Below are 25,900 nucleotides of genomic sequence, written 5' to 3' on the forward strand. Positions count from 1 at the left end.
CCCCACGGACACCGCCCGTGGGCCGGGACCGGGCACGTCACTCGCGTGACCACTCGGTCTCGGCCTCGGGCTCGCCGACGGCGTCGGACCCGCCCCAGACCCGGACCCTGACCGCCCGGGGCCCCGGGGCCGGTCGGGAGAGCGTGCGCACGAACACCTCCCGGACGTGGTTGGCGGCCTGCTGGGGCGGCCCGTCGTACTCCAGGGGGTTCGGCATGGGCGCGCCGCTCTGCCGGGCCCAGTCGCCGTCGTCGTCCTGGGTCTCCAGGACCCATCGGTAGTGCCGCATCCTGACCTCCTCCGGCCCGGGGCCGTTCCTCGGTGCTGTCCGGTCCGTGCGGTCCGGTCAGTGCAGTTCGGTCGTGGGCTCGGAGCCGATGCCGGTGGCCAGGAGGATCTGCCGCGCCGAGTCGGTGCCGCCGGCCCGGACCGCACGGGCCATCGAGGCCAGGGCCGCTTCCCGGCCCGCCTGCGGCGGAACCACGAGCAGACTGAAGTGATCACGGTCGCCCCGCGTGACGATCACCGTGTCGTCGCCGACCGGATACCGGTCGATGCGCACCGACCGGCCCTCGACGACGATCCGGGCCGGCACCTCGTCCCAGGCGTCCGCGTCCAGGCCCACGCTCACCACGGGGCCGAGGTGTTCGGTCAACGCGCCGACCAGGCCGGGCAGTTCGGCGCCGATGTTCCGTGACCGCGGCCACCAGGCGCCATCGAGTGCGCCCTCGCGGGACCGCGTGGTCTCCAGGCGCAGCAGGACCGTCCCCGGTTTCACCGCCTGCCGGAAGCGGTCCGGCAGAAGCCCGGGGTGCGGGGCACCGGCATCGTCCGACATGGCTCGCCACCTCTCCGCGGGCGCGGATCGGGCCCGCTGAACGGGGCCGGCCCTTCGGTTCCAGCAACTGGGCCGCCCCGCCCTCCCACGGTACTCCGACCGCACCGGGGCCGAACGGGCGCCGGCGGACGCCTGCGCGGGGAGGGGCGGCCCTGCTCGACGGCCCGGGGCCGGCCCCGCGTCACCGGGAGCCGCGATGCGTAACACTGTGTGTTGTGTCGAATGCGAAGAATGACGACGGTGGCGCGGGGGCGGGCGGTGCGCCCAGTCCCGACGCCCCGCTGCCGGCCCTCGACCGGGAGCAGGTCGGGGTCCTGCGCCGGGTGGGCCGGGAATGGGGCCGGGCGGCCGGGGATCCGCAGGCCTGGCGCCGGGCACTGCCGGTGGACCCGGAGCTCGGCCGCTTTCCGGCCTCCTCCGAGATCCGGCCGGTGCGCTTCGGCCGCTTCGTGCGGGTGGCCACGGTCGGCGGGCAGCCGTCGCCCGTCGAGGCGGGCGGCGAGGACACCCGGACCTCCCGACTCGGCCGGGCGGGCGCCGGGGTCAGGCACGTGCTGCTCGGGGCCCCGCTGCGCAGTACCGCGATCGCGCACGAGCGGATGCGCAAGCTGGTGGCGCTGCCGGTGCTCTCCGCCGACGCGCTCTCGTCCGTCGCCTACGGGCCCGAGGCGATGCTGGCCGTCCTGGTCCTGGCCGGCACCGCCGGTCTGCGCTACTCGGTGCCCATCGCCGCGACGATCGCGTTCCTGATGCTGGCGGTCGGGGTGTCCTACCGTCAGACGATCCGCGCCTACCCGCACGGCGGCGGCTCGTACATCGTCGCCACCGCGAACCTCGGCCGCCTCCCCGGGCTGGCGGCGGCCGCCGGTCTGATGACCGACTACATCCTCACGGTCGCGGTCTCGATCGCCTCCGGCATGGAGGCCGTCACCTCGGCGATCCCCTCGCTGCGGGGCGACGCCGTGCCGATCGGCCTCGCCGTGATCGGCGTGCTGCTCGCCGGGAACCTGCGCGGCGTACGGCAGGCGGGCGCCCTGTTCGCCGCACCGACCTACGCCTTCGTCCTCGCCATCCTCGCCCTCATCGCCTTCGGCCTGTACGACGCGGCCGGCCACGGCTTCCAGCCCACCGCGGCTCCGCAGTCGACCGCGACCGAGGGGGTCGGCGTGCTCCTGGTCCTGCGCGCCTTCGCCTCCGGCTCGACGGCGATGACCGGCATCGAGGCGATCTCCAACGCCGTCCCGGCCTTCCAGCCCACCGAGTGGCGCAACGCCCGTACCACCCTGACCTGGATGGTCGGCCTGCTGATCGTGCTCTTCGCCGGCACGGTCGCGCTGGTCCACCTCGACGGCGTCGTCCCCGACGCCCAGGAGACGGTGCTGTCGCAGCTCGCCCACCGCGCCTTCGGCCCGGGCTTCGGCTACGTCTTCACCCAGGCCGCCACGGCCGCGATCCTGCTCCTGGCGGCCAACACCGCCTACAACGACTTCCCCCGCGTCCTCTACCTCCTGGCACGCGACAACCAGGCGCCGCGGATCTTCCTACGGCTGGGCGACCGGCTGGCCTTCAGCAACGGCATCGTCGTGCTCTCGGTCGCCGCGGCCGCGATCTACGCGGCGTTCGACGGCATGACGGCGCCGCTGATCCCGCTGTACGCGGTCGGCGTCTTCCTCGCCTTCACGCTGTCGCAGACCGGCATGGTCGTGCACTGGTGGCGCCTGCGCGACCGCCACTGGCGCAAGAGCCTGATCTTCAACGCCGTCGGCGCGCTGCTCTCGGCGACCGTGCTCGTCACCGCCGCGATCACCAAGTTCACCTCGGGCGCCTGGTTCGCCGCGCTCGTGGTGGGCCTGTTCATCCTGGTGGCCACCAGGATCCGGCACCACTACGAGCAGGTCGCCGCGGCGCTCGCCCTGCACCCGCACGCCGTCGAGGTCCCCGGCCGCGCCCTCACCCGCCCGCGCCCACGGGACGGCGCGCCCGCGCCCTCCGCAGAGGCGGAAGCGGAGTGTGAGCGCGAGGCGGAGAGCGAGGAGACTCCCGAGGAGATCCACCCGCTGCTGATCGTGCCGATCGCCGCACTGGACCTGGCCGGCATGCGCGCCCTCGCCTACGCCGCCTCGCTCCGCCAGCCCGTCCTCGCCCTGCACATCAGCGCCAGCGAGGAGGAGGCCCAGCGCTTCCGCGCGTACTGGAACCTGTGGGGCGACCACCTGCCCCTGAAGATCCTCCTCTCCCCCTACCGCACGATCGTCGCGCCCCTGGTCAACTACATCGAGGCCCTGCACGACCAGCGCCCGGACCTCACCCTGACCGTCGTCCTCCCGGAGATCGTCGTACGGCACCGGCGCCACCGCCTGCTGCACAACCGACTCGCCCCCCGCCTGCGCAGGGCGCTCCGCCCACTGCCGAAGATCGTCGTCACCACCGTCCCGTTCCACGTCTGAGGACTGTCCAGCGTGTCCGCACCCGGACCGCTACGCGCCGGCGGGCCAGGAGGCGGCGCGGCTTCGGGCGACGTCCGCCCGCCGGCCGGCCTCGCCCGCGCCGGTGGCGGGCACGACCGCCGAGGGCAGGACGTCGGTACCGGGTTCCGGTCCGGTCGCGCCGCGGGCCGGCTCCGAGGCAAGCAGTTCGCTCGCGGTCCGGCTGTCGGCGGGGTCGGCCGCCCGGGCCATCAGCCGCTCGGCGGTGACGGCGTCCGTCTCCGGCGGTACGACCAGCAGGTTCAGCCGCAGCGGGGCGTACGAGCAGACCACGATCAGGTGCTCGTCCTGCTCGACGGTGAACCAGCCCACGTGGACGGTGTGCCCGGCGACCGGGGCCCGGTGCGGGACGGTCGGCCACTGCGCGGGGTTCACGGTGGCCCGGGTGACCCGCCCCCACGGACCGTCCAACGCTGCGGCGAGGGAAGGGAGTTCGAGGAGAAGATCACGCGAGCGGGGCCACCAGGCGCCGTCCAGCCGACCGGGCCGGGTGCCCTCGGGCACCCGGGAGAGCCGTGCTGCGGGTACCGGGGCGGTGGGCGCCATCGCGCGATCGAGGGTCGTGGTCATGATCGAAGACCTGTCCCCGGACCCGGCCTCGGGCCGGATCCGGCATCGTCGTTCGCCGGAGACGACGCCAGTTGTCTTGCCCGGCATGCGAGGTGCCTTCGGTGATGTCCAGGCTACTCTCCGCCAGGCCCGGACCTCGCATGGCGGCCGCAGCAGCGCTTTCCCGACGATTCGTCGGCCGCGAGCCAGCGCCCGGCTTCGATCGGATGGTTCCGGCGGCACGCCGGTGACTGTTTGCGCACGCGGCGTGTGGGACGACCCGCTGGAGTCCCGCCCCTCGCGCCGGGAGCGGCCGGCCGACGGGCAGCGGCGCGCCTGCCTGCCCTTCGGGAAGAGCGAGGAGAGGTGCCCGGCGAACGGCTTCGCCCTCAAACCGACCGGCAGGCCCGCCGCCCGGCCGCCGCCGCCGCGTCCGGCCTCTGCCAGGATGGGCGTCCTCGACCCCGGGCGCGGCGAAAGGGCGGCACAGTGGTGGAACTCGACCCGAAGAGGCTGCTGATCCTGCGCCAGATCGCCGACGCCGGCAGCGTGGCGGGCGCCTCGCGCGCGCTGGGCCACACCCCCTCCGCGGTGTCCCAGCAACTGGGCCGGCTGGAACGCGAGGTCGGCGTCCCCCTGGTGGACCGCACCGGTGGACGGGCCGAACTGACCGCCGCCGGCCGCCTGTTGGCGGGCTACGGCGACCGGATCGGCCAGGCGCTCCAGGACGCCGCCCGCGACCTGCGCGCACTCGGCGCCGCCGCCGCCGGCCCGGTCGCCATCGGTGTGCCGCCGCCCGCCATCACGTTCTTCGCCACCACCGCCGTCCACCTGCTCGCCCGCACCCACCCCGACCTGGCCCCCCGCCTGGTGGAGACCGGACGGCAGGAGGGCCTGCGCGCCCTGCGCCTGGGCGAACTGGACGTCCTGGTCATCGAGGACGACCGGCAGGAACCCACCCCGCTGCCGCCCGGCGTCGAGGCGAGCGTCATGTTCGAGGACGCCTACCGCCTGGTCGTCCCCTCCGACTGGCCCCCGCTCGCCGACCCCGCCCAGCTGTCCGGCCGCCCCTGGATCGCCGCCCCGACCGGCTCACCCCGGCAGCTGGCCTTCCGACGCCTGGCAGCCCGGCACGACATCGTGCCCCTGGTCGAGCACACCGCCCGCTACCGCTTCGCCGTCTACACCATGCTCGCCGCCCGTCTGGGCGCGGCGATCCTGCCCGCGAACGCCGCCGCCCTGATCGGACCGGGCGCCGGCACCGTCACCACACTGCCGGTACCGGGCACCTACCTGGTGCGCCTGCTGCGCCGCACCGGACCGTGGGGGGCGCCGCCGGCGGTGCGGGCGGCGGCCGAGGCGCTGCAGAGCGCGCTGCTGGCGGCGAGCGAGCGGCTGGCGGCTCAGGGTCTGACCGAGAGTGAGCCGCGCGTGAACGGCCACCTGGTCGACCCCAGCGAGCCGAACACGCCCGCCGACCCGCCCGTCGCGACACCGTAAGCGCTGCTGAACGCCAGGGGTGAGTGCCGCTTGCTGGTGCCCGGCCCGGCCCTCTGCCAGCGTGGCCGGGTGACCACCATCGCGGACGAGCGACCCCCCGCCCCTCCTCCTGCCCCCTCCGGCGGGCTGCGCCGCCGGGCGCGCGCCGCCACGCGTCTGATCCAACGGGCGGCCTGGGCCACCACGCTGGCCGGCGCGGTGACGACGGCCTGCACGCCGTGGGGATCCACGCCCTGGTACACCGGCTGGATCGGCGCGGCCGGTGCGGCGGCACTCGCGGCGCTGGCCTCACCGGTGCGGTCGGCCCTGGGCGAGAGCCCGCGCTCCGGCTCCGTCGCCGCCCTGTTCCACGGCGCCATGCTCGCCCTGATGCTCTGCACCTTCGCCGGCTGCTTCGCCTTCTCCCTCAGCGGCTGGTTCCACGAGCACGACCGCGACCTGCACGCCACGCTGCGGGTGTCCGCCACCGTCACCGGCTGCCACAACAGCGGTGACACCAGTACCGAGTGCACCTTCCTCTGGACGGCGGACGGGCACGAGTACCGCGCCGCCGAGGGCACGGACGTGCAGTGGCCCGACGGGCACCGGGTCGACGTGCGGATCGATCCCGTCCACCCGCAGCGGGATCCCGTCACCGACGGCGGCTACTGGCCGCTGTGGATCGCGGTCCTCGTGGGCGGGATCGGCACCCCGTTCAGCCTGTGGGCCTGGTGGGTCCTGGAGGAGTCCACGAACTACTGACACCGCGCCGGGCCCCTGCGGGTGCGGGTGTCAACCAATCGTCTCCGGATCAACACCGAACTCGGCGTGACCAGCAGGCTCCAGGCCGACCTGCTGCTCCAACGGCCGCGCGCGAGCGGGCAGGGAGGCCTGAACACCGCTCAAGGCCTCGCCGACGGCGAGGCCTTGAGCGTGCCGGTCAGCCCACGGTGGTGGTGCTCAGGCGTCCACGCCGTAGTACTGCGCGAGGAAGCCGGTCACGTCCGCCGCGTGCGGGAGCAGCTCCGGCAGTTGGGCGGCGAGCGCGGAGCGGGTGGCCTCGGCGAGTTCGGGCAGGCCGGTGGCGGCGCCCTTCACGTACGGGTCGAGGCGGCGGATGAGCTCGTAGTTGCTCTCCACGTCGAGCTGGCGCATGGCCTTCTCCAGCGGCGGCGCCCCGGCCGGCGGGACGGCGGGCAGCACCCGGCTGACGAAGGTGACCCGGTGCAGCACCCGCCAGCACGGGGGCTTGCGGTCCGACTGGCGGGCCTGGCGCAGCGCCGCCGCGTTGGGGTCGTTGCCGTTCGCGAGCCAGGTGGGGTCGACGACCTTGTGGAAGAAGGTCTCGAAGTGCTCGCTGTCCTCGCCGAGGTAGAAGCTGAGGAAGCGGTAGGCGTCCACCTTGCCGGGCACCTTGACGGGTTGGCCGTCCTGGTCGAAGACGGGCTTGCGGTCCTGGTCGTAGCGCTGGAGGTTGGTGGCGGGGTTGACCTCCACGTTCAGTCCGAAGGAGCGGGTGGCCTCCTTGCCCCGGGCGCGGGTGGCGGTCATCCCGCCGCCGACGGAGGCGTCCAGCTGGGCGCCGATGCCGATGCCGGCGATCTGGAAGGAGGTGCCGACCGAGGTGCCGACCGATCCGGACAGCGAGTACGAGCCCGAGGTCGTCTCGCTGACCACGTCGGTGGTCTCGGTGGTCTCGGCGAAGAACCCTCCGGCGGCGGTCCAGACGTAGGTGTTGACCAGGTCCCGGCGGGAGAAGCCCTGGCCGGTGGCGCTGTCGGTGGTCCCCCGCTCGCGGGCCGGCGAGGCGTCGGTGCCGATCGCGCCGCCGAGTACCCGGCCGGCCCGTTGGGCGGTGGGGTCGGGGGCGTGGGTCTCGGTGGAGACGGTGTCGTAGTAGCTGTGCAGGCGCTGCTGGTCGCGCTGGATGCGGCGCTTGAGCGCGTACGCCTCGCGGGGCTTGAAGTAGCTGTACTCGCCGCGCTCGCGGGTGCCCCGGTAGTCGGGGTCGGCGACCTTTCCGCGCTCGTCGAAGCCGACGGTGCCGTCGAGGGTGCCCTGCTTGGTGTAGCGGGGGTTGATCGGGAACGGGATGACGTTCCAGTCCTTGGGGATGTCGGGGTTGGGCTGGATGCGGTAGGCGACCAGGGCCCCGCTGTGGGCCAGGCGCAGGGCGAAGACGTCGGCGGTCTGGGACTGCACGACGGCGAAGCCGGTGTTGGCCGGGACGTAGCGGCGGCCGGTGGCGGGGTTGAGCAGGCGGCCCGGGTCCTCCCAGTGGCCGGTGAGGGAGACCTTGGTGGTGCGGGCGGTGTTCTCGCCCTGGGAGACGGAGGTCTCCTCCGCCCAGCTGTTGGAGAACTCCAGGTTGCCGCGCACGCCGGCGGAGACGCCGCCCTTGGCGATGGCCTTGGCGATGCCGAAGCCGAGCGGGGCGGTGATCATCCAGACGTCGACGTCCACCTCGTTGGACAGGGCGAACCCGAAGGCGGCGTCGACGCTGCGCTCCTTGGCGGAGGACAGCGAGCGCACCACCTGCTCGGCCTCGGTGAGTTGGACGGAGGAGGCGCCCTCGAAGGTGTCGCTGCCGGGGTCGGTGAGCCCGGCGGTGAGGTTCTCCGAGGGGACCGGCGGGGCGCCCTCCACGTAGCCGACGAGCTGCGGGTCGAACTGGATCTGGCTGACCCATTCGCTCACCAGCTCGCCGACCTTGTAGCCGGTGACCAGGTGCCAGCGCCCGTCCCGCAGGTAGCTGTAGGCGCGCTTGAGGACGCCGAACGCCTCGCCGCGGGCGCCGTACTGCATGTCGGCGTACTCGGCCACGGCCGGGGCGGCGGAGACGGTCTCGTGGAACGGGGTGCGCATGCCGGCCAGCGCCGAGCGGACCTGCGCGGTGTCGGTGGAGACCGGCGCGCTGGACAGGACGGTGCGCGGGCGGGTGGCCTCGGCGCCCAGGCGCAGGTGGTTGCCGCGCAGGCCGTCGTCGCGGACCTGGGCGACGTCCGGCTCGGTGGAGTCGCGGTCGAACGGCCAGTAGGCGACCAGGTCCTCCTTCTCGCCCTTGAGCCGGGTGAAGAGGTTGTCGAGCAACTGCTCGTGGGTGCGGGCGGTGCGCCAGATCCGCACCTCCTCCAGCACGCCGTTCAACGACTCCGCGGCCTTGCCGCCCCTGATCACCGCGCCCAGGGTCAGCTGGGCGTCGCCGGCGTCGGCGAGGGCCGCGCTGTCGGGGGCGCCGGGGGTGCCCGCCGGGTCGCAGGCCACGGCGACGCCGTTGCGGTAGAGCCGGAAGACGCTGCCGCGCGGGTCGGGGTTGCGGACCCAGCGGGCGCCGCGCAGCCGGGCGGGGTGCGAGCCGGTGGCGTCGGCCGCCGTGCCGCCGGCGTTCTCCTCGAACCGCCAGTGCGCGATCAGGCCCCGGTCGCGGGCGGTGACGGCGGTGCCGAGCCGGGCGGCGTCGCGGGCGGCGCCCCAGATCCGGACCTCGGCGAGCACGCCGGTCAGCCGCTGCACGACGGAGCCGTCGCGGGCCCGGCCCAGCTCCAGCGGCGCGTCGTTGCCGCGCGGGCCGGGGCCCTCGTAGCGGGCCGTGCCGATCTCCCGGCCGTCCAGGTGGAAGCGGATGTCCTGCCACTCGCGGACCGCCACCGACTCGACCAGCTCGACGCTCTGGGTCACCGGCTTGCCGTCGGCCCCGGCCGCGGTGATCTGGCGGGTGCCCTTCTGCTCCTGCATCGAGCGCCCGCTCTTGCGGACCACCGCGATCCGGTGGAACGCCCCGGCCTTGACGCCCTCGGTGGAGGTGTACCGCACGGCCCGGCCCTCGGGCTCCTCGAAGGCGAACTCCAGCCTGCCGTCGGGCAGCACCGCCAGGCGGTACGGCACGCTGCCGCCCGCGCCGTCGGCGGTGCGGCCCTTGGAGAGCAGGCCCTGGGTCTCGCCGAGCCGGTCGAGGCGGGCGAAGACCTCCAGCGTCAGGTCGTCGGCGATGTCGAGGGCGTCGTCGTCGGCGACCTCCAGGTAGGCCTCGCCGTCCAACCGGACGGCCCAGGACTGCTGGTAGGCGGCGGCGAAGTGGCTCCACTCGCTCAGCGGGAAGGTCTCCCGGCTGACCACCCGGCGATCGCCGACGGTGGCGACGGCCCAGTAGCGGCCGCCCTCGATCGGCGACGGCGCGGGCACCGGGCCCGGCTTGCCGCGCAGTTCGGCGTGCCGCTGGTTGCCGGAACGGTCGGCCAGCACGGGCTGCGCACCGGCCGCCGGGGCGGAGTAGAGCCAGTAGCCGAGCAGCCCGGTCTCGCCGCCGGTGAGCCGGCGCTTCATCGCGGCGCGCACGTCGTCGCCGCCGCGCGCGCTGGACCAGAGCCGGACTTCGTCGATCTGTAGGGAGGCGAACTTGGTGGCCTGGAAGGGCACCTGCGCCAGGGAGAGCCTGCCCTGGCCCCGGTAGGGGGCGCTCGCGGTGCGGCGGGCGATCTCCTGGCCGTCCCGGTAGACCACCTGCTGGCTGGTGCCGCGTTCGAAGACGCAGGCCCAGTGGTGCCACTGGGTGTCGCCGAACCGCTGGGTGGTGTCCAGGTCGTCGCCGAAGAAGGCGAAGGTGAACTTGCCGTTCGACCGGAAGCCGATGTGCAGGCTCTCGTTGTTGCGGCCCTGGTCGCCGCCGTGCCCGAGGACGAAGTGGTCGCGCTCGTCGACGGCGGTGCGGCGGGCCCAGAACTCGACGGTGAAGTCGCCGTCGCCGAAGCCGAACGCGCCGGGCACCACCGCGGCGGCGCTCACCCCGTCGTAGGCCAGCGCCGAGGCGGCGGGGCCGCCGAGCAGCCCCAGGCCGTACGGGGTGTCGCCCGCGTTGGCGTGCACCAGCCGCACCGGGCCCTCGACCCGCTCGGGGTTCACCCAGGCCTCCAGGGTGAGGTCACCGGGGGTGGCGGCCCGCGGCAGCTGCTCGGCGGGCAGGGCCAGGAAGCGCCCCTGCCCGTCGAAGGCGTAGGCGCGGCCGGGCATGTCGGCGCGCCAGCGTCCGCCGTGGCCGCGCAGCAGGTCGCCGGCGGTGCCGACCGGGATCTCGGCGAGGCCGCCGGGGTCGACGGTGACCAGCCGGGAGCCGGACGAGAGCGCCACACCGGGCGCGGAGGCGGTGGCCCAGCGCTGGTCGTAGCGCACCCGCTGCACGCCCATGCCCGGCTTCAGCACCGTCGGGTCCGCGCCCGCGCCCAGCTTCAGCGACTTGCTGCCGGCGGGGTGGTCGCCCTCGAAGCGGAAGCCGTGGCCGCCGACGGTGACGAAGCCGGGGCCGGCGAGCCGGGCGAGGGTGCCCTCGGTGAACTCCACCACGCCGCCGTCGATCCGCAGCACGGTGCCGATCGGCACCGGCTGTTCGGCCGCGCCGTTGACCACGGCGGCGAAGTCCTCGGCCCGGCGGGGCAGGTGGGACCACTGCTCGCTCTGCCCGTCCCGGCGGATGGTCAGCTTGACCTGGGCCGGGTTGTCGCCGACCTCGACGGTGATCTCCGCCGCGGCCAGGTCGGTGGCGGCATCGCGGGCGGTGAAGGCGAGCGCCTTGCCGCCGGCCGTCAGCCGCCGGGAGGAGCGCAGCACCTGCGTGTCGTAGTAGCCGGCGAAGAACTGGCCGTTGGCGCCCCGGAAGTAGAGCACCAGGCTGCCGGTGGCGCTGTCCAGCAGGAACGGCCGGTCACTGCCCCGGGCGAAGGCGAGCAGCGCGCCGGAGCTGCTGAGGCCGGTGCGGTCGACGGAGAGCTGGGACATCGGCAGGGCGATGTCGTCGGAGCCGCGCACGCCGCCGGTGAGCCGGCCCAGCTCCTCGCGCTTGGCTGCCAGCAGGGCCTGCCGGGCCGGCAGGTCGCGGCGGTGGCGGGCGAGCGCGTCCTGCTTTCCGCCCAGTGTCAGCAGCCGATTGTCGATGTCCAGGATCTGCTGGTTCCGCTGGGCGGCACTCGCGCCCGGCCTGCCGGAGGCGCCGTCCTTCTCCAGCACGATGACGCCCTCGCCGGAGGCGTTGACCGTCCCGTAGTCGTACTGCACGATGCGGTCGCCCTGGCTGTCCCGGGCGCAGACCAGCTTGCCGCTGCGGCGGACCACCAGGCCTCGGCCGTTCCAGCTGTCCAGCGCGAAGTGGGTGGCGTCGTTGTCGGCCTCCCGGCGGTACTGGATCAGCGGGGTGTCGTTGTCGGTCTTCCCGCCGGAGAGGTTCATGTCCAGACCGGAGTCGACGTTGCGCAGGAAGTAGCAGGGGACGCCGTTGAGGTTGGTGCCGGTGGATTCGAAGGTCCACAGTGTGGAGGCGGCCGTCCGGTTGGCGGTGCGCACCAGCGGGGCCGTCGCGTCCTTGCGGTCGTTCTCCACCGCGAGGTACTGGTCCCGGCCGTCCTTGGGCAGCCTGAACCGCAGCCGGTAGCGCCAGAGGGTGACGTCGTCGTCCTGGCCTGCCCGCAGTTCGGCGCGCCGGCGCTCCAACTCCGGGACCTCGGCGGTCTCCTGCTGGAGGCGGGCGATCTCCGCCTCGGAGTTGGCCACGTCCCGGACGAGCTTGGCCACCTGGGCGTCCAGGTCACCGACGGCGTCCACGGCGCCGCTGGAGTCGGGGGCGGCGAGCACCGGCAGGGCCACCCGGTCCGGGATCTCGGCCAGCCGGCCGTCCCCGCCGACGCCCAGGTCGAGGGTGGCGAGGTAGGCGTCGTCGGTGGCCTTGCCGGTCACCGGGTCGGGCCCGCCGGTGGCGCAGGCGAGCAGCACCCGGGCCTGGCGCTTGACGGGCTTGGCCGCGCCGTCGTACCCGGCCGGGGAGGCCTCCTGCTGGTGGTGCAGGACGGCGGAGAGGCCGGAGACCACCGTGCGCCCGGTAAAGGCGAAGCTGTCGCGGCGCACCCCGGGGTTGTCGCCGATCGGGGCCTCGGAGGTGATCCAGGCCGGCCCGCCGCGCAGAGCCGCGTTGCGGGCGTTGTCCGTCTGGTCGTACAGCGTGTCGCCGGCGCCCTCGTCGAAGCGGTAGTAGACGGCCAGGCCGGGCTCGTTGCCGATCAGGCGGCGGCCGCGGTCGGCGGCCAGCTCGTCGCCGCTGCGGGGGCGGTTCCAGATCCGGACCTCGTCCAGTTCGGCGCGGCCGAACGAGCCGAGGGCGCGGCCCAGGGTCAGCGGGCCGAGACCGGCGTAGGGCATGTCGGTGGTGCGGCGGCCGAGTTCGACGCCGTCGCGGTAGACGATCTGCTCGCGGGTGGCGCGGACGAAGACGCAGGCCCAGTGGTGCCAGTCGGTGTCGCTGGTGCGCCGGCCGACGTTCAGGTCGTCGGCGTAGAAGGCGAAGGCGAAGGTGTCGTCCGAGCGGAAGCCGATGTGCAGGCTGCGCAGCCGGGCGCCGGCGGCCGCGCCGTGCCCGATCAGGAAGTCCTCCCGGCCGCCGGTCGCGGTGCGCCGGGCCCAGAACTCCACGGTGAAGTCCGCGTCGGCGAGTTGGAGGGCGTTGGCGGGCAGCTCGGCCACGTCGTCGACGCCGTCGAAGCGCAGCGCCGTCTCGGCGTGGCCGCTCTCGCTCACCGCCGGTACCAGCGGCCGGCCGGTGAACGGGCAGGTGCCGGGGGCGGGTTCGTAGACGGCCTCGCGGTAGCGCTCGTCGGGGCTGGTCCAGGCCTGCGAGCCCTGGGTGTTGAACAGCCCGTCGCGGCTGCGCTCGACGCTGAAGCCGTCGATCCGGGCGGTGGCGTCGTTGTGCGCGAAGATCTGCCAGCGCTCCCTGCCGTGCACGGCGGTGGGCACCAGCAGGGCGGTGAACCGGCCGCGGGAGAGGTTGCGGACGAAGTTGAGCTCCTGGGTCGGCTCGATGAACGCCCGGCCCTCCATGTCCCGGGTGCCGAGGCTGTCCTTCGCGGAGTCCGGGCGGCCCTTGTGCCGGCTGCGGCGGTAGCGGACCTCCAGCACCGGCTTCAACTCGCCGCCGACCAGCAGGAACCGGTCGCAGAGCAGCGTGGCGTCGACCACCGGCGTCCGGCCCGCACCGCCGCCGGCGAGGTAGTCGGTGCGGGTCGGGTCGGCCGAGGAGCCGGTGCCGTCGGCGAGCCGGAAGACCGCGTCCGCGTCGTCGGCCCGGATCGACTGGCGCAGCACGTACAGGTGGGTGCCGTCGGAGACCACGTGGAAGGGCGCGGCCGCACCGAGCCTGGCCGTGCTGGACAGGAACGGGTCCAGTTCGTCGTCGCCGAGCCGCTCCGCCGGATCCGCCTCGACCCGCCCGCCGCGCTTGACCACGGGCATCCGCACCGCACCGGCCACCGCGTAGCCGACCCGGGCCAGCTCCGCCGGGAACGGCAGCGGCAGCGGGTTCTCCGACCAGTACGCCGCATCCGCCTCCCCGCGCGCCTCGTCGTGCTGCGACAGGTCGAGGACCGTGTAGACGATCCGCCGCTGGTCGTCCATCGCGAAGGCGACCGTGCTGCCCTGGTGCCGCACGGTCGTGGTGTGCACATAGGAGCGGTCGCTGTAGACCCGCGCCAGATGCTGAACCTCCGTCAAACCCGCCACCTCACAAGCCGTTGGCCGCCGGGAACGCGACGGCCGGTGATCAACACTTAACGTGTCGACGCTCTCACTCGACGTGACGGGTGGGCAAGGTGGCTTTCCGCCAGTGCGCGGCTGGAATCCGATCATGCACGGGCGCGGCGGATTCCCCGCGAGTGCGAAGGGCGGGCGGAAGGACTGCGCCTGAGGTCAGGCCGGGCGGGCCGTCGCCGTGGACGCGCGGGCAGGCCGGTGCGGTACCGGGTGCGGCATCACGGTCATACTTGATCGGAAGTCGATCGAAAGATATGGTCCGATCAACCAGCGGCGGTTCGGAGCAGTACGGGGGACAGGCGATGACCATCTCGGCCGAGGAACGTCGGGACCTGATCCTCAAGGCCGTCGGCGAGGCGAGCGGGCCCCTGCGGCTCGCCGACCTGGCGGCGCGGCTCGCCATTCCGGCGGTGACCGTGCGGCGGGACGTCGCCGCGCTGGCCGAGGCCGGCCGGGTGGGGCGCTCACACGGATTCGTCGTACGGCGCACACCGGAGAAGCCGACGGACGGCGAGGGCGGGACCCGCGCCCTCGGGCTGCTCGTGCCCTCCGTCGGGTCGTACTTCGACGAGCTGATCAACGGAGCCCGGGCCGCCGCGACGGCGGCGGGCGCCCGGCTGGTCCTCGGCATCGCCCCGTACGAGGCCCGCGACGACCGCACGCAGGCCGAACGGCTGCTGGAGTCCGGCCTGGACGGGCTGCTGCTCGCGCCCAACCTCCTGCCGGGCCGGCCCGCGCAGGCCCACGACTGGCTGGACGACCTGCCGGTGCCCGCCGTCCTGGTCGAACGCGGCGCGCCCGAGTACGGGGGCCCCGGCGCCGGCCTGGACTCCGTCGGCTCGGACCACCGGCAGGGCGTCCTCCTCGCGCTGCGCCACTTCGCCGACCTCGGCCACGACCGGGTCCTGCTCGCGGCCCGCGGCGACTCCTGGACGGCCCGGGAGGTCCGGGCCGGCTACCAGCACGGCACCCGGCTGCTCGGACTGGCCGCCCTGCCCGTCCTGGACACCCTCGGTGACGACGGCCGCCCCGCCGACTCCGACCGGCTCGCCGGGCTGATCGCCGACGCCGTGTCCGACGGCGTCCGCGCCGCCCTCATCCACAACGACCAGGACGCGATCCAGCTGCTCCCGCTGCTCCGCGCCCGCGGCCTCGCGGTGCCCGCCGACCTCGCGCTGATCGCCTACGACGACGTGTTCGCCGCCCTGGCGGCCCCGCCGCTGACCGCCGTCGCCCCGCCGACCCGCGCGGTCGGCGAGACCGCCGTCGGCCTCCTGCTGCGCCGTCTCACCGCCGGGCCCGATCTGCCGGTGCACCGGATCTCCCTGCTCCCGGCCCTGCGCATCCGCACCTCCTGCGGCGGCTGAACCCCCAGCCCCCGGCCGGGGGCCCGTCCAGCTGCCACCTTCGCAGGGCGGTCCGCCCACGGGCCGGGCCGGGGAGCGCTACCGCCGCAGTCCCGCCAGCCAGGCGGCGGCCGCGCCGAGCAGCGGAGCCAGCGGGGCGGCCTCGGGGTACCACGGCGCCTCGTACTCCCAGCAGACCCAGGCGTCGGCCGGCAGCAGGGCGAGGCAGGCGGCGATCGGCAGGGTGCCGGCGCCGAGCGGCAGCGGCGTGCGGTCGACGGCCGAGGCGACGTCCTTGACCTGGACGTGGCCCAGCCGGCCGGCTAGCGCCCGGTGGGTGGCCTGCGGCGGCTCCCCGCCGAGGACGGTGTGCTGGAGGTCCCACAGGGCGCCGACGGCCGGGTGGTCGACGGGGGCGAGCAGCCGGGCGAGGTCGCGGCCGGTCGGGTGCGAGTCGTGCGTCTCGACCAGGACCCGGACGCCGAGCTCGGCCGCGCGGCCGGCGACGGCGGCCAGCCGCCGGGCGGCACGCTCATCCGCCCGTTCGTCGGCCGCCGCCGGGCCGGGCGCGGCACCGCCGCGCGGGAAGACCCGGACGGCCGGGCAACCCAGGTCGGCGGCGAGTTCCAGGTGACCGCCGAGGTCGGCGAGAAGCGGGGCGTCCGCGCCCGGGGCGGCGATGCCGAGGTAGGAGGCCAGCGCGAGCGGAACCGTCCCGGTGGACGCCAGTGCGCGCACCGCGGCGCGCCGCCCGTCGGCGGTCAGGCCGGGGTGGACCGGCTGGCCCGGGGCGCAGCGCAGTTCCAGCCCGTGCCAGCCGTGGTCGGCGGCCAGGCGCGCGGCGGCGGCGAGCGGCAGATCGGGCAGGCCGAGGGTGGACAGGGCGAGCGGCACGGGTGCTCCTCAGGTTCGGTCGCCGGGCGGAAGTCGGCGGGCGAAGGCCGCTCCCGGCGACAGCTCCGCCTCGTGGACGGTGCCGTCGGCCCACCGCACCCGCAGCCGGTAGGCCTCGTCGGGAGCGGCCGCCACGTCCGCCGTCGGGCCACCTAGCGGCGGGAGCTCGCCTGCGGCGGCGGTGAGGCGGGCTGCGGTGAGGCGGGCTGCGCACACCAGCAGGTGGACGGCCCCGCCGGTGGCGCCGGTCAGGACCGGCAGGGCGGCGGCCGACCCGAAGGCCGTGCCGTCCGGGACGGGGCTGGTGCGGGCGGCGGCGTAGCCGTGCAGGGCGCGCAGTTCGCTGGTCAGCAGCCGGCCGTCCAGCGTGTGGGCGGTCGCGGTGGCAGAGGCAGCGGCGGTGCCGGGCCGGGCGGGTGGCAGGTGGTCTCCGGCGACGGCCCAGCCGCCCTCGCGCAGCGGGGTGCCGGGCGGGGCGCCGACGACCAGGTGGGCGCGGACCTCGTCGGCGCCGTGGGCGAGGGTCAGCGAGGTGACGGTGACGCCGGGCAGGGGGTGTCCGCCGGCCCGGGGGCGGTGGGTGGAGGCCGCCCAGCCGTCGCCGGTGGCGAGCGGGGTGATCGGGCCGCGTTCGGTGGGTTCGCCGTCGACCAGCAGGGCGAGGTGGTTGTCGGCCGGACCGGTGTGGACGGGGCCGGTGGCGGTGGAGTGGGCGAGCCGCGCGTAGTGCGGGTCGTCGGGGTGGACGCGGTCGGCGGGCTGGTCGTCGCTGCCGTGGTTGTGGAGGCGGACCAGGCCGTCGGCCGCGGTGGACTGGACCAGCCAGCCGGGGCCGGGCAGCACGCGGACGGTGTCGCGGCGTTCGGCGGGCGCGGGCTCCTCGCGGTCGGTCCAGGCGGGGTGGTCGGCGGGCAGCAACAGGCCGAGGAAGCCGGAGGCCGCCCAGTAGGGCGAGGAGGGGCCGGAGTAGGGCTGGACGAGCGGGGGGTGGGGGCCGTACCAGCCGAGGGTGAGCAGGCCGTCGGGGTCGGTGGCGCCGCGGTCGAGGAAGTGGCGCAGGGCGCCGGAGGCGAGTCGGCGGGTGGTGCCGGGGGTGAGCGGGGTGTGGCCGGTGAGCGTGCCGGCCCAGAGCGGGGCGGCGGCGGCGAACCGGTAGATCAGCGAGCGGCCCTGGTGCACCGGCGCGCCGTCGCCGCCGAACAGGTGGGCGTGGTCGGCGAGGTGGGCGGCGAGCCGGGGGCCGTACTCGGCGAGCAGGGCGCGGTCGTCGGCGAGGTGGGCGTGCAGCACGGGGTAGAGGTGCAGGGCCCAGCCGTTGTAGTGGTCGAAGGCGCGGGGGCGGCCGTCGGTGTACCAGCCGTCGCCGAGGTAGAAGCGGTCGACGCGGTCCAGTCCGCGCCGGACGGCGGCGCGGGCGGCGTGCTCCTCGATGCCGGCCTCGGCGAGGAAGCCGCCGACGGCGAGCGGGAAGAGCCACCAGTTGTTGTCGTTGGGCGTGCGGTGGAGGGTCTCGGCGAGCCACCGGGCAGTTCTGGTCCGGACGTCGGCGGGGAGGCGGTCCCAGAGCCAGGGGCGGGTCAGCCGCAGGGCGAACGCGATGGCGGCGGCCTCGACCATGGCCTGGCCGCGGTCGGTGACGACGGGCCAGGACGCCGGGTCGTCGTCGGTGAGGTCGCGAGCGGTGGTGGGGTGGCGGGTGCCGGCGTCGAGTCCGGCGGCGTAGCGGTCGAGCAGGCCGTAGGGGTCGGCGCCGCCGGCGCCGGCGATCCGCAGGGCGGCGAGGAGGAAGGTGCGGGCGAAGCCTTCGAGGGCGTCGGAGCGGCGGCCGGACCAGCTCGGCCGGGGGCCGGGGAGGTCGATCAGCGCGTGTCCGGGGCCGGCCCAGGGGAGGACGGCGTCGAGCAGCCCGTCGGCGGCGGCCTCCCAGTGGGCTCTGGTCCAGCCGGTGCGGGGGCTGAGGGCGTGGTCTTCCGGGGGCAGCAGCACGGCGGTGTCCTCCATGGCCCGGGGCTCGGGAGTCGCGCCCCGTGCGGGGAATCTAGAAAGCGGTTGATCGTTCGTCAAGGCTTTTGATCGCAATGGATCATTTGATCCAGATCTCTTGACTTCGATCGATCGCCCGCCCAGGATGGCGACCACTTGCCCGCCCGGTCGCGGCCACCGGCAGCCCCCCTGACCCCCGGCCGCGCCCCCCTCTCCCGGAGTCGTGCATGCCCTCACTCCCGCTCCCCCTCCCCCACCCCCGGCGCAGACTCCTCCGCGCGGCCGCCGGCGGCCTGCTGTCCACCGTCCTCCTCGCCGCCTGCGCCGGCAGCGGCGGCGGGGCCCCGAAGGCCGACGACGGCAAGCCGGTCACGCTGACCTTCTGGGCCTGGTCCAAGGGGACGAAGGAGGTCGTCGCCGCCTTCAACGCCTCCCACCCCGACGTCAACGTGGTCTACGAGGAGATACCCTCCGGCACGGCCGGCGGGTACGCCAAGATCTCCAACGCGGTGAAGGCCGGCAACGCCCCCGACGTGTTCAACGTCGAGTACGCCCAACTGCCGGACTTCGTCAGCCAGGGCGCCGTCCAGGACATCTCCAAGCTCGTCCCCGGCGAGCTCAGGGCGAAGTACCTGCCGCAGACCATGGACCTGACCACCCTCGGCGGCCGCACCTGGGCGCTGCCCCTGGACGCCTCGCCGCAGGCCTTCTACTACCGCAAGGACCTCTTCGACCGGGCCGGCCTCACCCCGCCGAAGACCTGGGACGAATTCCGCACCGCCGCGCAGAAACTGAAGCAGGCCCAGCCGGACACCCGGATCGCCACCTTCTTCCCCGACGACCCGGCCACCTTCGAGGCGATGGCCTGGCAGGCCGGCGCCCACTGGTTCACCGGCCGCGACGACGCCTGGAGCGTCGACCTCAACGGCGCCGGGACCAAACCGACCGCGGACTACTGGCAGCAGCTGATCGCCGAGGACCTGGTCCGCGTCCAGCCCTCGTTCAGCCAGCCGTGGACGGCCTCGCTGCAGAAGGGCGAGACCGCCGGCTACCTCGGCGCCTCCTGGGGCGGCGGGGTGCTGAAGGGCACCCTGCCCGACGCGGCCGGCACGTGGGCCGTCGCCCCGGTGCCCAGCTGGGACGGCACCCCGGCCAGCGGCATGGTCGGCGGCACCACCTTCGCCGTCTCCAAGGACAGCAAGAAGGCCGGGGCCGCCGTCGAGTTCGCCACCTGGGCGACCACCACGCCGGAGGGCATCAAGGCCCGGATCGCCTCCGGCACCTCCTCCGCCTTCCCGGCCGCGCCCGCCCTCGTCCCGGTGGCCGAGGAGGCCTTCAAGGCCGACTTCTACGGCGGCCAGGACGTGTACGCGCTCTACACGGACGCCGCGAAGTCGATCAAGCCGAACTGGCAGTGGGGCCCGACGATGAACGCGACCAACAACGCGCTCAAGGACGCGTTCGGCAAGCTCACCCAGGGCGGCACCGTGCAGGCGGCCCTCGACGCCGCGCAGCAGTCCACCCAGGCCGAGCTGAAGAACCGCGGCCTCAAGGTCAAGCAGTGACCGCCCACCCGCCCCGCACCGGGCCCGGGCCCGGGCCCGCCGTCGCCGCCCGCGCCCGCCGGCGCGGGCGGTACGGGGCCCCGGCCGTCCTGCTCGCCCCGTTCGTGCTCCTGTTCACGGCCTGCACGCTCGTTCCGATCGGCTACGCCGTCCACCTCAGCCTGTACACCGAGCACCGGTCCGGGCTCGGCTTCGGCGGCGGCGAGACAGTCTTCACCGGCCTCGGCAACTACGCCCGGGCGCTCGGCGACCAGGCGTTCCGCTCGGGCTTCTGGACCACCGCGCAGTACTGCCTGCTCTACATCCCGCTGATGACGGGGCTGGCACTGCTCCTCGCGCTGCTGCTGGACTCGGCGCTGGCCCGCGCCCGCCGGTTCTTCCAGCTGGCGCTGTTCCTGCCGCACGCGGTGCCCGGCATCATCGCCGCGCTGATCTGGGTCTACCTGTACACGCCCGGCATCAGCCCGGTCATCGACGTGCTGAACGCCGGCGGCGCCCACCCCGACCCGTTCGGCGCGCCACTGCCCGCCGTGGTCAACATCGCGCTCTGGGAGTGGACCGGCTACAACATGGTCATCTTCTACGCCGCGCTCCAGGCCGTCCCGCGCGAAGTCCTCGAAGCGGCCGTCGTCGACGGCGCCGGACCGCTGCGGACCGCCGTCAGCGTCAAGATCCCGCTCATCCGCGCCTCGATCGTGCTGGTCGGCCTGTTCACCCTGATCGGCTCGCTCCAGCTCTTCACCGAACCGATGATCCTGCACGGCGCCTCCCCCGGCGTCGTCTCCACCTGGACGCCCAGCATGTACGCCTACACCGCCGCCTTCGACCGGGGCGACTACGGCCTGGCCGCCGCCGCCTCGGTGCTGCTCGCGCTCGCCGCCGCCGCGCTGTCCTTCCTCGTCACCCGGGCCACCCGCCCGCGCCCGGACCGGCGGACGGAGGCCACCGGATGACCACGCTCGCCCCCGGACGCCGCCCCCGGCAGCGCTCCGCCGCCCGCAGCCACCCGCCCCGCCGGCCGTGGACGCTCTCCAAGGCCGCCGTCAACGGCGCCCTCGTCCTCGCCACCGCCTACACCCTGCTGCCGCTGCTGTGGCTGGTGACCGCCGCCGCCAAGAACACCGGCGACCTGCTCGGCGGGCGCGCCCTCTCCCCCGCCACCTGGCACCTCGGCGACAACCTGCACGCGCTGGCCACCACCGGGGACGGCATCTACTTCCGCTGGTACCTCAACTCCCTGCTGTACGCCGGGCTCGGCGCCCTGGCCTGCGCCCTGGTCTGCGTCTGCGCCGGGTACGCGTTCCACGTCCACGCCTTCCCCGGCAAGGAGAAGCTGTTCGGCCTGGTGCTGCTCGGCGTGCTGGTGCCCACCACCACGCTGGCCCTGCCGATGTACCTGCTCGCCTCGGACCTCGGCGTGGTCAACACCTTCTGGGCGGTCTTCGTGCCCTCCCTGGTCAACCCCTTCGGCGTCTACCTCGCCCGGGTGTTCTGCGCGGGCTACGTCCCCGGGGAGGTGCTGGAGGCGGCCCGGATGGACGGCGCGGGTGAACTGCGCACCTTCTGGTCGATCGGCCTGCGGATGATGACGCCCGGCTTCGTCACGGTGTTCCTCTTCCAGTTCACCGCGATCTGGAACAACTTCTTCCTCCCCCTGGTGATGCTCTCGGACAACCGGCTCTTCCCGGTCAGCCTCGGCCTGTTCAGCTGGAACGCCCAGACCCACGCCTTCCCCGAGTACTACCCCCTCGTCGTCAGCGGCTCGCTGCTCGCCGTCCTCCCGCTGGTGGCCGCCTTCGTCGGCCTGCAACGCCACTGGCGGGCCGGCCTGACCGCAGGAAGCGTCAAATGACCACCACCACAGCCGACATCCGCTCCCCCGCCGCCCCGGCCCGCAGGCCCCGCGCCCTGCTCGCAATGGACCGCGCCCTGCCCGCCCGGCTGCTCGACCGGCACGCCGTCCAGCGGCTCACCGACCTCGCCGACCTCGACCCCGACCTGGTCGTGGACGACTTCGCCGCCCCCGAGGCCGCCGCCGCGCTGGCCCGCACCGAGGTCATCATCAGCGGCTGGGGCTGCCCGCCGCTGGACGAGGCCGTGCTGGCCGCCGCGCCCCGGCTGCGCGCCGTCATCCACGCCGCCGGCTCGGTCAAGCACCATGTCACCGAGGCCTGTTGGCGGCGCGGCCTCCAGGTGACCTCGGCGGCCTGGGCCAACGCGCTGCCCGTCGCCGAGTACACCGTCGCCGCCGTGCTGCTCGCCAACAAGCGGCTGCTCGCGATCCGCGAGGACTACCGGCACCGGCGCGCCCCGCACGACTGGCAGGGCGCCTACGCCGCCGCCGGGAACTACCGGCGCACAGTGGGCATCGTCGGCGCCTCCCGGATCGGGCGCCGGGTGCTCGAACTGCTCGGCCCGCACGACCTCGACCTGCTGCTGTACGACCCGTACGTGGAGGCCGCCGAGGCCGCCGCGCTCGGTGCCCGGGCCGTCGGCCTGGACGACCTGTGCGCCTCCTCCGACGTGGTCACCGTGCACGCCCCCGAACTGCCGGAGACCCATCACCTGGTGGACCGCCGCAGGCTCGCCCTGATGCGCGACGGCGCCACCCTGGTCAACACCTCCCGCGGCTCGCTGGTCGACCAGCAGGCGCTCACCGACGAACTCGTCGCCGGCCGCCTGGACGCCGTCCTCGACGTCACCGTCCCCGAGGTCCTGCCCGCCGACTCACCGCTGTACGAACTGCCGAACGTCCTGCTCACCCCGCACGTGGCCGGCTCGCTCGGCGGCGAGCTGCACCGGATGGCCGCCGCCGCGGCCGACGAACTCGCCCGCTACGCGCGGGGCCTGCCGTTCGCCCACGCCGTCCACCCCGAAGGCATCCACCGCACGGCCTGACCGCCCCCCCGTTACCAGCTGCAAGGAGAACACCCGTGGACCGCAAGGTGATCGGCGTCGTCCTGAACGGCGTCACCGGCCGCATGGGCCACCGCCAGCACCTCGTCCGCTCGATCCTCGCCATCCGCGAGCAGGGCGGCCTCGACCTCGACGACGGCCGGGTGCTCTGGCCCGAACCCATCCTGCTCGGCCGCAACGAGGCCAAGCTGCGCGCCCTGGCCGAACGCCACGGCCTGGAGCACTGGACCACCTCGCTCGACGAGGCGCTCGCCCACCCGCTCACCGAGGTGTACTTCGACGCCCAGGTGACCCCCGCCCGGGAGGCCGCCCTGCGCGCCGCGATCGGCGCCGGCAAGCACGTCTACACCGAGAAGCCGACCGCCGAATCCCTCGACGCCGCCCTGGAGCTGGCCCGCCTCGCCCGGGCGGCCGGCGTCCGCAACGGCGTCGTCCAGGACAAGCTGTTCCTGCCCGGGCTGCGCAAGCTCAAGCGGCTGGTCGACGGCGGGTTCTTCGGCCGGATCCTGTCCGTGCGAGGCGAGTTCGGCTACTGGGTCTTCGAGGGCGACTGGCAGAGCGCCCAGCGCCCGTCCTGGAACTACCGCGCCGAGGACGGCGGCGGCGTGATCCTCGACATGTTCCCGCACTGGCGCTACGTGCTGGACAACCTCTTCGGGCCCGTCCGCACGGTGTACGCGCACACCGCCACCCACATCCCCCGCCGCGTCGACGAGCAGGGCCGGGCCTACCCCGCCACCGCCGACGACGCCGCGTACGGCGTCTTCGAGCTGGCCGGCGGCGTCGTCGCGCAGATCAACTCCTCCTGGGCGGTGCGGGTCGACCGGGACGAACTGGTCGAGTTCCAGGTCGACGGCACCGAGGGCAGCGCCGTCGCCGGGCTGCGCGAGTGCCGCGTCCAGCACCGGGCCACCACCCCCCGGCCGGTCTGGAACCCGGACCTCCCGGCCACCGACCCCTTCCGCGCCCAGTGGCAGCCGGTGCCCGCGAACGAGGAGTACGACAACGGCTTCAAGGTGCAGTGGGAGCTGTTCCTGCGCCACGTGGCGACCGGCTCCGCCTACCCGTGGGACCTCCTGGAGGGCGCCAAGGGCGTCCAACTCGCCGAACTCGGCCTGCGCTCGGCGCGCGAGGGCCGCCGCCTCGACGTCCCCGAGCTGGTGCTCTGATGGCCGAACTGGACCTGCCCGGGCACGGCCGGCTGCGGCTGCGCGAGCCCGCACCGCTCGACCTGCCCGCGCACCCGCCCGCCTCCCGCACGGCCTTCGCGGCCGCCCACGTCGTCGCCGACCCGCTCGGCGCCAACGCCGCCGGCGCCCCGGCCGCCCTGGACTGGGACGCCACCCTCGCCTTCCGCCACCGCCTCTGGTCGCTCGGCCTCGGCGTCGCCGACGCCATGGACACCGCCCAGCGCGGCATGGGCCTGGACTGGGCCGCCACCCGCGAACTCATCACCCGCTCCGGCGCGGCGGCCCGCGCCGTCGGCGGCCGGCTCGCCTGCGGTGTCGGCACCGACCAACTCACCGACCCGGCAAGCTCCTTGAGCGACATCACAGCCGCTGCCCTGAGCGAGGTGGCGGACGCCTACGAGGCGCAGCTCGCCGTGGTCGAGGCGGCCGGCGCGCAGCCCGTCCTGATGGCCAGCCGGGCCCTCAACTCCCGCGCCCGTGGCCCGGAGGACTTCCTCCGCGTCTACGACGGGCTGATCCGGCAGTCCGCCCGGCCGGTGATCCTGCACTGGCTCGGCGCCGCCTTCGACCCGGCACTGGCCGGCTACTGGGGCTCCGCCGACCTCGACGCGGCCACCGACACCGTCCTCACCCTCATCCGCGAACACCCCGGGCGGATCGACGGCATCAAGGTGTCGCTGCTGGACGCCGACCGGGAGATCGCGCTGCGCCGCGCCCTGCCCGCCGGGGTGCGGCTCTACACCGGCGACGACTTCCACTACCCCGAACTGATCAAGGGCGACGAACTCGGCCACAGCGACGCCCTGCTCGGTGTCTTCGACCCGATCGCCGGCCACGCCGCGGCAGCCCTGCACGCCCTCGACGCCGGCGACACCGCCCGCTACGACGCGCTGCTCGGCCCGACGCTTCCGCTGGCCCGGCACCTCTTCGCGGCGCCGACCTACCAGTACAAGACCGGTGTGGTCTTCCTCGCCTACCTGGCCGGCCACCAGGAGCACTTCACCATGGTGGCCGGCGCCCAGAGCGGCCGGTCCGTACCGCACCTCGTCGAACTGCTCCGACTCGCCGACGCCGCCGGGGTACTCCCCGACCCCGAGCTCGCGGCCGACCGGATGCGCCGCTACCTCGCCCTGGCCGGGTGGTCGGCGTGACCGCACCTCACCCCGCCGAACGGGGCACCGCCGCCCCCGGACTGGAACGGCTCTCGCTCAACCAGATCACCACCAAGCACTGGTCCCTGCCCGAGGCCGTCCGGGGCTGCGCGCAGGCGGGCATCCCGGCGATCGGCCTGTGGCGGGACAAGGTCGCCGAGACCGGAACGGCCCGCGCCGCCCGGCTGGTCCGCGACAGCGGCCTGACCGTCAGCAGCCTCTGCCGGGGCGGCTTCCTCACCGCCGCCGGAGCGGAGGGCCGCCGCGCCGCGCTCGACGACAACCGGCGGGCCGTCGAGGAGGCCGCCGAACTCGGCACCGACACCCTGGTGCTGGTCGCCGGAGGCCTGCCCGAGGGCAGCCGTGACCTGCCCGGCGCGCGCGCCCGGATCGCCGACCTGCTCGCCGAACTCGCCCCGTACGCAGGACAGTTCGGCGTACGGCTGGCCATCGAACCGCTGCATCCGATGTTCTGCGCCGACCGCGCCGTGGTCTCCACCCTCGGCCAGGCGCTCGACCTCGCCGCGCCGCACCCGGCCGCCCAGGTCGGCGTGGTCGTCGACAGCTACCACGTCTGGTGGGACCCGGCGCTGCCCGAACAGCTCGACCGGGCGGGCCGGGACGGCCGCATCGCCGCCTACCAGGTGTGCGACTGGACGCTGCCGCTGCCCGCCGACGTCCTGCTCGGGCGCGGCCACGTCGGCGACGGCCACATCGACTTCCGTTCCCTCACCGACCAGGTCACGGCCGCGGGCTACACCGGCTGGATCGAGGTCGAGATCTTCAACGAGCGGATCTGGGCCACCCCCGGCGCGCAGACCCTCGCCACCGTGGCCGACCGCCACCGCACCCACATGGTCGCCGCGCCGCGCCGGTAGCCGTCGGGCGTCCGCCGTTCGGCCCTGCCCTACCCTGGCAGCCCGTGCCACCCCCTCGAA

At 74.7% G+C, this 25,900-nt stretch carries 17 protein-coding genes; 11 read left to right on the forward strand and 6 right to left on the reverse strand.

Translation table 11 applies throughout. The features are described 5' to 3' along the window. Window positions 1-37: 37 nt before the first annotated feature. Together ACIOGZ_RS05940 and ACIOGZ_RS05945 are read right to left on the reverse strand one after the other, a co-directional pair. Window positions 38-289 carry a hypothetical protein gene (locus ACIOGZ_RS05940; protein ID WP_363586461.1) on the reverse strand — a complete coding sequence of 84 codons (252 nt, stop codon included), beginning with the start codon at window positions 287-289 and terminating at the stop codon, window positions 38-40. A 57-nt stretch (window positions 290-346) separates the two neighbouring features. Further along, the gene (locus ACIOGZ_RS05945) at window positions 347-838 is read right to left on the reverse strand and encodes a DUF5994 family protein (protein WP_363586462.1); all 492 of its coding nucleotides are present in this window, start codon (window positions 836-838) and stop codon (window positions 347-349) included. A 599-nt stretch (window positions 839-1,437) separates the two neighbouring features. Here ACIOGZ_RS05945 and ACIOGZ_RS05950 point away from each other — a divergent pair. Continuing rightward, on the forward strand, window positions 1,438-3,285 hold the full coding sequence (locus ACIOGZ_RS05950; RefSeq protein WP_363586495.1) for an APC family permease: 1,848 nt from the start codon (window positions 1,438-1,440) through the stop codon (window positions 3,283-3,285). A gap of 30 nt (window positions 3,286-3,315) precedes the next feature. On the opposite strand, the gene ACIOGZ_RS05955 is transcribed toward ACIOGZ_RS05950, so the two are convergent. Then, window positions 3,316-3,894: a DUF5994 family protein gene (locus ACIOGZ_RS05955; RefSeq protein WP_363586463.1), complete on the reverse strand. Its 579-nt coding sequence runs from the start codon at window positions 3,892-3,894 to the stop codon at window positions 3,316-3,318. 471 nt (window positions 3,895-4,365) lie between these two features. Between ACIOGZ_RS05955 and ACIOGZ_RS05960 the strand changes: the two genes are divergently transcribed. Next, window positions 4,366-5,373 carry a LysR family transcriptional regulator gene (locus ACIOGZ_RS05960; RefSeq protein WP_400985022.1) on the forward strand — a complete coding sequence of 336 codons (1,008 nt, stop codon included), beginning with the start codon at window positions 4,366-4,368 and terminating at the stop codon, window positions 5,371-5,373. Window positions 5,374-5,442: 69 nt separating this feature from the next. After that, window positions 5,443-6,114 carry a DUF3592 domain-containing protein gene (locus tag ACIOGZ_RS05965; protein WP_400985024.1) on the forward strand — a complete coding sequence of 224 codons (672 nt, stop codon included), beginning with the start codon at window positions 5,443-5,445 and terminating at the stop codon, window positions 6,112-6,114. Between the two features lie 198 nt (window positions 6,115-6,312). Here the strand turns inward: ACIOGZ_RS05965 and ACIOGZ_RS05970 are convergent, their stop codons facing one another. Next, window positions 6,313-13,878, reverse strand: a complete 7,566-nt coding sequence (locus tag ACIOGZ_RS05970; RefSeq protein ID WP_400985026.1) for a LamG-like jellyroll fold domain-containing protein — start codon at window positions 13,876-13,878, stop codon at window positions 6,313-6,315. A 341-nt stretch (window positions 13,879-14,219) separates the two neighbouring features. Between ACIOGZ_RS05970 and ACIOGZ_RS05975 the strand changes: the two genes are divergently transcribed. Further along, on the forward strand, window positions 14,220-15,284 hold the full coding sequence (locus ACIOGZ_RS05975; RefSeq protein ID WP_400985028.1) for a substrate-binding domain-containing protein: 1,065 nt from the start codon (window positions 14,220-14,222) through the stop codon (window positions 15,282-15,284). A gap of 78 nt (window positions 15,285-15,362) precedes the next feature. Here ACIOGZ_RS05975 and ACIOGZ_RS05980 read toward each other — a convergent pair whose 3' ends face one another. Continuing rightward, on the reverse strand, window positions 15,363-16,157 hold the full coding sequence (locus tag ACIOGZ_RS05980; RefSeq protein ID WP_363630504.1) for a TIM barrel protein: 795 nt from the start codon (window positions 16,155-16,157) through the stop codon (window positions 15,363-15,365). A 9-nt stretch (window positions 16,158-16,166) separates the two neighbouring features. Beyond that, window positions 16,167-18,158, reverse strand: coding sequence for a DUF2264 domain-containing protein (locus tag ACIOGZ_RS05985; RefSeq protein ID WP_400985030.1), 1,992 nt, complete (start codon window positions 18,156-18,158; stop codon window positions 16,167-16,169). Between the two features lie 209 nt (window positions 18,159-18,367). Here ACIOGZ_RS05985 and ACIOGZ_RS05990 point away from each other — a divergent pair, with 209 nt between their 5' ends. The 7 genes from ACIOGZ_RS05990 (at window position 18,368) to ACIOGZ_RS06020 (ending at window position 25,840) form a co-directional block, all read left to right on the forward strand. Continuing rightward, the gene (locus tag ACIOGZ_RS05990) at window positions 18,368-19,705 is read left to right on the forward strand and encodes a sugar ABC transporter substrate-binding protein (RefSeq protein ID WP_363630501.1); all 1,338 of its coding nucleotides are present in this window, start codon (window positions 18,368-18,370) and stop codon (window positions 19,703-19,705) included. Continuing rightward, complete coding sequence (locus ACIOGZ_RS05995) at window positions 19,702-20,658, forward strand: carbohydrate ABC transporter permease (protein WP_400805926.1); 957 nt, start codon at window positions 19,702-19,704, stop codon at window positions 20,656-20,658. The genes ACIOGZ_RS05990 and ACIOGZ_RS05995 overlap by 4 nt, the downstream gene beginning before the upstream one ends. After that, a complete protein-coding gene (locus ACIOGZ_RS06000) occupies window positions 20,655-21,557 on the forward strand; it encodes a carbohydrate ABC transporter permease (RefSeq protein WP_363586471.1) in 903 nt (300 codons plus the stop codon). Before ACIOGZ_RS05995 ends, ACIOGZ_RS06000 begins: the two co-directional genes overlap by 4 nt. Further along, window positions 21,554-22,603, forward strand: coding sequence for a hydroxyacid dehydrogenase (locus ACIOGZ_RS06005; protein WP_400805931.1), 1,050 nt, complete (start codon window positions 21,554-21,556; stop codon window positions 22,601-22,603). The genes ACIOGZ_RS06000 and ACIOGZ_RS06005 overlap by 4 nt, the downstream gene beginning before the upstream one ends. Window positions 22,604-22,686: 83 nt before the next feature. Continuing rightward, window positions 22,687-23,790, forward strand: coding sequence for a Gfo/Idh/MocA family protein (locus ACIOGZ_RS06010; RefSeq protein ID WP_400806159.1), 1,104 nt, complete (start codon window positions 22,687-22,689; stop codon window positions 23,788-23,790). Next, window positions 23,790-24,962 (forward strand): dihydrodipicolinate synthase family protein, encoded by a 1,173-nt coding sequence (locus tag ACIOGZ_RS06015; protein WP_363586473.1) that lies wholly within the window; start codon window positions 23,790-23,792, stop codon window positions 24,960-24,962. Before ACIOGZ_RS06010 ends, ACIOGZ_RS06015 begins: the two co-directional genes overlap by 1 nt. Next, window positions 24,959-25,840, forward strand: coding sequence for a sugar phosphate isomerase/epimerase family protein (locus ACIOGZ_RS06020; RefSeq protein WP_363630497.1), 882 nt, complete (start codon window positions 24,959-24,961; stop codon window positions 25,838-25,840). Before ACIOGZ_RS06015 ends, ACIOGZ_RS06020 begins: the two co-directional genes overlap by 4 nt. The last annotated feature ends 60 nt before the right edge of the window (window positions 25,841-25,900 follow it).

The sequence above is a fragment of the Kitasatospora sp. NPDC088160 genome (assembly GCF_044741445.1).
Taxonomy (GTDB): Bacteria; Actinomycetota; Actinomycetes; order Streptomycetales; family Streptomycetaceae; genus Kitasatospora.